The sequence below is a fragment of the Streptomyces sp. NPDC002845 genome (genome assembly GCF_053591955.1).
Genome location: NZ_JBSFUU010000069.1, coordinates 47,823 through 54,244, shown reverse-complemented (window position 1 = coordinate 54,244; position 6,422 = coordinate 47,823). Strand labels below are relative to the sequence as shown.

The window sequence follows — 6,422 nt, the reverse complement described above, 5'->3', positions numbered from 1 at the left end:
GAATCAGCGGCCAGCCGCCGCTTCAACTCCGCGATCTCGGCGTCCTGCTCGACGATCCGCGCTTCAAGTCGCTCAATCGTCGCGGCCTGCGCGGCCACCACCAGCCTCAGCTCCACGACCAGACCGGCCAGCTCGTCGTACGAGGGCGGCGGCTGCTCGGAGGTCACAAGATCAATCTACTCGACCATCGCGACTGCCCCGCACCACATCACCACAGGTCACGGACGGCCGTAAACAGTCACCCTTGAACGGGTCCGTAGAGTCACCTCCTGCGGACCCGTTCTCATATTCATCGCGAGGTTGCAATGACAGGTCAGGGTGGAGATTTCTCCTGGGTCGCGGAACTCGAGGAGGATTACGTCGTCCCCACGATTTGCCTGGTCGAAGGCATCGACCCGGACGAGGTGATCAGGCGTCTGGGCGCGGATCCCGCGACGGCGAGAAGCATGATGGTCCGCGAGACCGTCGATTTGGCGGCGTCCGGCGAGCGCGAATTCGTCGGCGTGGGGCGAACGGCGGGAATTTCCTGCACGGTCGAGAGTATCGGATATGTCACGGCGGTGCCCGGTGTGCTGCGCGACCTGTCCCGGGGCGGTCGCGCTTTCAGTGTGCGTTTCGACGTGAACGGTGCCGACAGCGTCCACTACGCCGTCGACGGCGACCTGGTCGTGTACGCGGAGCCGTACGGGGCGGTCGAGTCCCTGCGTCCCGAGGACCCTCGCTGGGACGTGGCCTGGAGCGAGGGACTGTTCACCGAGGAGGGCCGGTGGGGGCCGAACGTCCTCGCCCTTGCAGAGAGTGTCATGGGAGCGCCGGTTCCCCCTTCTCTCTTCACCGAGCCGCTGGCGACGGTGGAGCTTCCCTCGGCCGCCCGGTACGCGGGAACGTCCCACTGGGACATCCCCTGAGCCGGAACCCCTGACCCACCCGGTCCGTGCGACCCCCGTGCTCCGGTTTCTCCGGACGCGCGGGGGTCGCCGTCGTCGGGGGACTCCTAACGAGTTCGTGCACGGTAGGCGGTGAGGCGTCGAGCTCTTGATCGTCGATTATGGTCGTGTGGCGGGGAACGAGGCTCGTGCAGCGATCATCAACGACCGGAGGATCACCGGCCTGTCAGCCGATGTGATCGCTGAACTCGTAGCCGAACTCAGCCCGTTGTGGCACGAACGGCACCAGGCCAAGCTCGCCTCCAGGCCGCGGAAGCGGGCGATGGGTGCCGGCGCGAAGCACCGGCTGGTCTTCGTCGACCGGCACCTGGACGAAGGGCGACTGGCGCAAGGTCGGCCGGTTCGGCGAGCTTCGCGTCTTCGTCTGCGGCAAGGACGTCCGACACCGACCCGTCCTCGACATCCAGTGAAGACTGGCAACGCCAAGCGCTGGGACGCTCAGTCCGGCATGCACGATATGGGCTTCCGCGACTACAACCCGGGCCTGAACCACTTCACCACCCGGGACATGTATAACGGCGCCCTCGCCGACATGAACCAGGGCTGAATACGGCGGTCACAATTGGTGAGACACCGTCAAGAGTTAGGTCTCAGGCGGCGCGCGGGTAGAGAGTTGGCGGCTCGTGGTTGGCAGGGTCGCCAGGTGGTGTGTCTGGGCTTCGCTGACGATGCACGATCCGTCGGGATGGCTGCGTGGCTCGCTGTGCGACTGGTTGGGCTTCCGGGTCCATGTGAAGGGCGTTACGAATGCTCCAGTTCCACACCCGGCAGCTTCAGTGCCGTGGTGAACGCGTCGAATGCCGTGGCGGGGAAGGTGAGGGTGGCTCGGGTGGGGGTCTTGGAGTCGCGGATGGCTATGTGGGGATGGCGGACCGAGATTTCGACGCAGGCGTCGCCCTGGCCACCGCCCGAGTATGAGGACTTGTGCCAGGTGTCGGGCGTGGTCATGTCCTTAAAGCTCCTTGGTCAGCTTGTGGATGAAGTCACGTGAGCGCTCGGGTTCGAGTGACGCAGCCTCTACCCTACGGAAGAGTGTTCGATAGCGCCTGAGTTGGGCCTCGGCGTCGATGAACACCGGCCCGTTCGGCCCGTCGCGGACCACGGTGTCCAACTGGGGGACAGGGCCGCCCGCGTAGACCATGGCGCTGCCGGCTCCGCCGAAGCCGTTCGTGTCGAAGGGGATGACCCGCACGGTGACGTTGTCGGCCTCGGAGAGCTCCAGGACGCGGTTGAGTTGCGTCCGTGCCTCGGACTGGTCGCCGACCCTGATGCGCAGCGCCGCTTCGTGGATCACGGTCTCGTACGGGATCGGGGCGGTGCCTTCGACGATGGCCTTGCGCTTCATGCGGTGTTCCACCCACCGCTCCACGTCGTCCTCGGGGAACTCCGGGTTGACGTAGGAGAAGAGCGCCCGGGCGTAGTCCTCGGTCTGCAGCAGGCCCGGGATGTGCAGGAATTCCACGTCCCACCGGTAGTGGGCGTGATGCTCCAGCTCGGGCAGATCCAGGAACGGCGTCGGCAGCGTGCCTCGGTACGCCTCCCACCAGCCTCTGGCCCGGTTGGTCGCCATGGTTACCAGGGCGTCGATCAACTTGTCGTCTGAACAGGCGTAATTGGCGGCAAGGCGGCGCAGGCGCTTTTCGCTCACGCCGGAGAGGCCGGACTCGATCTGGTTGATCTGTGTGGAGCTGACCCCGAGCGCTGCCGCTGCCTCGCGGCCCGTGAGGCCTGCCGCGTCACGCAGCTTGCGCAGTTCGATACCAAGGCGCACCTGGCGTGCCGTTGGTTCACGCCTCAATCCGGCCATGCGCTGCTCCTGGGCTCAATGTCCTTGTGGGTGCGGCTCGTTCGATGTCAGATTACGCGATCGACTTGCTTGACCTGTAAATCCAGGTCTACCGTCGGTGATGCGCCGCGCACACTACGGAATCGCCGGGATCCCGGCAGCGCACCGCTCCGTCCTGCCATGACGGCTGCGGCAATGACACCGCCCGGCCTCCCGCAGCAGTTCTCCGAAACCCACCATCGAACCGGAGTTGACGCATGCCCGAAAACGAGAGCACCGAGACCTCCGACTCCTGGGAGTACTCGCTTTACATCCCGAACGACGTCCGCGCCGTCACCGTCAGCCGCCGTACTCTCCGCCTGATCCTCACCCTGCACGGCCTGGTCCACCTGGCCGATGTCGCCGAGCTCCTCGCCGCCGAGCTGGTCTCCAACGCCGTACGGCACACGGACGGGCCCGCCGCGCTGCGTGTCCGGTGGGTGGATGACGTACTGCGGATCGGGGCCTGGGACGCCGATCCCGAACCGCCCGAGTTTCCGGGAGAGTGCGCCGACCTGACACTTGAGGAGGACGGGCGGGGGCTGGGGATCGTGCGGTCCTGTTCTGCTGTATGGGGATGGCAGCCGCTCTCCAGGTTTGGGAATCGGGGGAAGTATGTGTGGTGTGAGCTTCCGGCCGCAGTCGGTCTGTGACTGGTGGCATATGCGTAACCCGTGATGTCTTCGCGTGTCCATCCGCTGGGGCAGGCGGGGGAGCTGGCTCGGTGTTCCCCGCCTGCTCCGGTCAGCAGGGCTACGACCACGCCACCCACGCGGCGGGCACGGGCACGGACGCCTTCACGTGGACGCTCAACATCCCGAAGGACGGCACGTACACCGCGTACGTGAAGTACCCGGAGGTGACGGGTGCGGCCACCACGGCGAAGTACACCCTGACCCACGGCACTGCCACCGAGCCGTCGGTGACCCGGGACCAGACCGCGAACACCGGCACCTGGGTGAGTCTGGGCAGCTACAGCCTCACGCAGGCCGATGGCGCCGAGCTGAAGTTGGAGCAGAACAGTGGCGGCATCGTGGTCGCGGACGCGGTCAAGCTGGTCCGTGACACGACTGGTGAGACCGACAGCGAGAAGAAGACCTTCGCTTACGCCTATGACGTCAACGGCAACCTGACGTCGATCGACGACACCTCGTCCGGCGCGAAGAGCGACGCGTACACGGTCGCCTACACGGGCCTCAACCAGGTCCGGAAGGTCACCGAGGCGCTGGGCGGCCAGGAGCAGAAGGCCACGTCGTACACCTACGACGCCAACGGCCGGCCGGAGACGGTCACCCACCCCGACCAGTTCTCCGAGTACACCTACGACCTGCGTGAACTGGTCAAGACGGTCTCGGTCGGCAAGTCCGCGACGGACGCCGATCCGGAGGTCACGTCGTACACGTACACCGACCGCGGCCAGAAGTTGCAGCAGACGAAGGCCAACGGCAACACCGTCGACTACACCTACCACCTCGACGGCGCGGTCAAGATCCAGAGGGAGAAGAAGGCGAACGGCACCCTGGTCTCCGAACACACGGTGACCTACGACGCCAACGGCAACAAGGCGCAGGACATCAGCAAGAAGATGAACGCCGACTCCCCGTCGACGTACATCGATGTGACGGCGGACTACACCTACGACCCGGTGGACCGGATCACCGAGGTGGCGAAGACGGGCACCAGTCCCGCGACCGAGACCTATGTCCACGACGACAACGCCAATGTCGTCTCGCAGACCGTCAAGGGGGTCTCCTCCACCTTCACCTACGACCGCAACCGGCTGCTCTCGGCAACCGTCGACGGTGCCGCGGCGAGCTACAACTACGATCCCTTCGGCCGCCTGGAAACCGTCACGGGCGGTGGCAAAGTCGTGGAGCGCAACACCTACGACGGCTTCGACCACGTGGTGGAGACGTCCAGGCTGACCGAGAGCGGCGGGCAGTCGGTGACGCAGTACACCTTCGACCCGTTCGACCGGACCACCAGCAAGACCGCGGACGGCACGACCACCGATTACAACTACCTCGGCCTGTCCGGCGAGGTGCTGAGCGAGGAGGTCGCCGGCTCGGTCACCGCGTCCTACCAGTACTCGCCGTGGGGTGAGCGGCTCTCCCAGATCAAGACCTCCGGGGGCGTCGACGAGCTGGGCGTGTACGGCTACAACACCCGCGGCGATGTCGAGTCCGTCACCACGACGGCCGGAGACACCACCGCGACCTACGGCTACACGGCCTACGGCAAGGACGATGCCGGTGAGTTCACCGGCATCGACAAGCCCGACCCGGCCGACCCGGCCAAGGACGCCTACAACCCCTACCGCTTCAACGCGAAGCGCTGGGACGTCTCCTCGGGGACGTACGACATGGGCTTCCGTGACTACAACCCGGCGCTCAACCGCTTCACCACCCGGGACATGTACACGGGAGCGCTCGCCGACATGGGCCTCGTCGCCGACCCGATGACCGGCAACCGGTACGCCTTCACCGCCGGGAACCCGGTCAACCGGATCGAGATCGACGGACACGAGCCGGACTGCATGGGCTACAACAGCTTCACCTGCCCCCGCATGCCCGAAGGAAGCAACGACTGGATGCTGGACTCCGGCTCCGACAGCACCGCCACTCCGGTGTCCGGCTCGGGAGAGTGGGGCAATGCCTCGCAGTACAACAACACGTTGCCGGGCGCCTCGAACTCCGGATCCGAGGCGAGCGCGCCGAAGGAGGTCCCCGCGTGGGAGAACCTCGTTGGCGGTGTCCTCGACTGGGGCACGAACACCTTGGCCGCCGGACTGGTGGGTGGTTATCTGCTCGACAAGACCGGCTACGGGAACACGAAGGGGACCTGTCTGAGCGGTTCCTACGGCGCGGTCGGGACCACAGGCTGTATCTCATGGATGAAAACCGAGAACGGCTATGACATGGCCGGTATCTGGGCTACGTCGGTCAGCAAGGGGTCCTCGCTCAGTGCGGATCGCACGGGGCTCGGTCCGCTTGACGGATTTGGCGGCTCGGCCGATCTCATGTTCAGCAATGCGGATGACTACGGCCAGCTCGAAGAGTTTGCTGAGCAGACCGATGTGAGCGTCGGCGTTAAGCGCATTAGCCTCCATGGGTCCTGGGCCACGGGGAACACCTACACCAATAGCGGCAACAACCTGGTTGGGGTTGCACAGTTGGGTGTTGGCACCAATGCCGTCTTCGAGTTCGCCCAGTCATTCGGTTGGGCCTTCATTTCGCACTAGTAGTTTAGATCAGTAGTATGCGCTGCGGCGGCCTCGCGCTCCGAGGGCGAGGCCGCCGCTCGCACTGCACAGCCTCTGGGAGGTTTCGCGTAAAATGTCCACTTCTTCTGAACTTGCCAGAGCGGCGTTCACTATCCCGATTGCTTCAGCGATCACCGCCATAGGTGTCCTGGCTGTTTCAAATTGGAGAGGACTAGCAATTCGGGAGGTGCACAGGTTCTGTGATCAAAAAGGGTATCCCCACATGCGGAATCCCATGATTCTGGCGAGGGCGGTCGGAGGGTTCTTCCTGTTCATGGGGGTTTCGGTCTTGATTGCCGCGTTTCGGTCGGTTCTTTCCTGATCGCTTGCGCGTCAGCTTCCTGGGCAGCTCCACTGCAAGGGTGTATCGGAATCGACTGCGACGCCA

The 6,422-nt window shown here is 65.1% G+C and carries 5 protein-coding genes and 1 pseudogene; 4 read left to right on the top strand and 2 right to left on the bottom strand.

What is annotated here, in order from left to right; genetic code table 11:
* The first annotated feature begins 305 nt into the window (after positions 1-305).
* Complete coding sequence (locus ACWD3C_RS36000) at positions 306-908, top strand: DUF6461 domain-containing protein (protein ID WP_451150693.1); 603 nt, start codon at positions 306-308, stop codon at positions 906-908.
* Between the two features lie 127 nt (positions 909-1,035).
* Complete coding sequence (locus ACWD3C_RS35995) at positions 1,036-1,494, top strand: hypothetical protein (RefSeq protein ID WP_451150697.1); 459 nt, start codon at positions 1,036-1,038, stop codon at positions 1,492-1,494.
* Positions 1,495-1,688: 194 nt separating this feature from the next.
* Here ACWD3C_RS35995 and ACWD3C_RS35990 read toward each other — a convergent pair whose 3' ends face one another.
* Entirely contained in the window at positions 1,689-1,895 is a 207-nt protein-coding gene (locus tag ACWD3C_RS35990) for a DUF397 domain-containing protein (RefSeq protein WP_451150691.1), read from the bottom strand.
* Positions 1,896-1,899: 4 nt separating this feature from the next.
* Positions 1,900-2,754 carry a helix-turn-helix domain-containing protein gene (locus tag ACWD3C_RS35985; protein WP_451150689.1) on the bottom strand — a complete coding sequence of 285 codons (855 nt, stop codon included), beginning with the start codon at positions 2,752-2,754 and terminating at the stop codon, positions 1,900-1,902.
* A 236-nt stretch (positions 2,755-2,990) separates the two neighbouring features.
* Here ACWD3C_RS35985 and ACWD3C_RS35980 point away from each other — a divergent pair, with 236 nt between their 5' ends.
* Both ACWD3C_RS35980 and ACWD3C_RS35975 read left to right on the top strand, forming a co-directional pair.
* The gene (locus ACWD3C_RS35980; protein ID WP_451150687.1) at positions 2,991-3,425 is read left to right on the top strand and encodes an ATP-binding protein; all 435 of its coding nucleotides are present in this window, start codon (positions 2,991-2,993) and stop codon (positions 3,423-3,425) included.
* An 86-nt stretch (positions 3,426-3,511) separates the two neighbouring features.
* A pseudogene (locus ACWD3C_RS35975) lies at positions 3,512-6,013 on the top strand (golvesin C-terminal-like domain-containing protein); the annotation flags it as partial.
* Positions 6,014-6,422 lie beyond the last annotated feature (409 nt).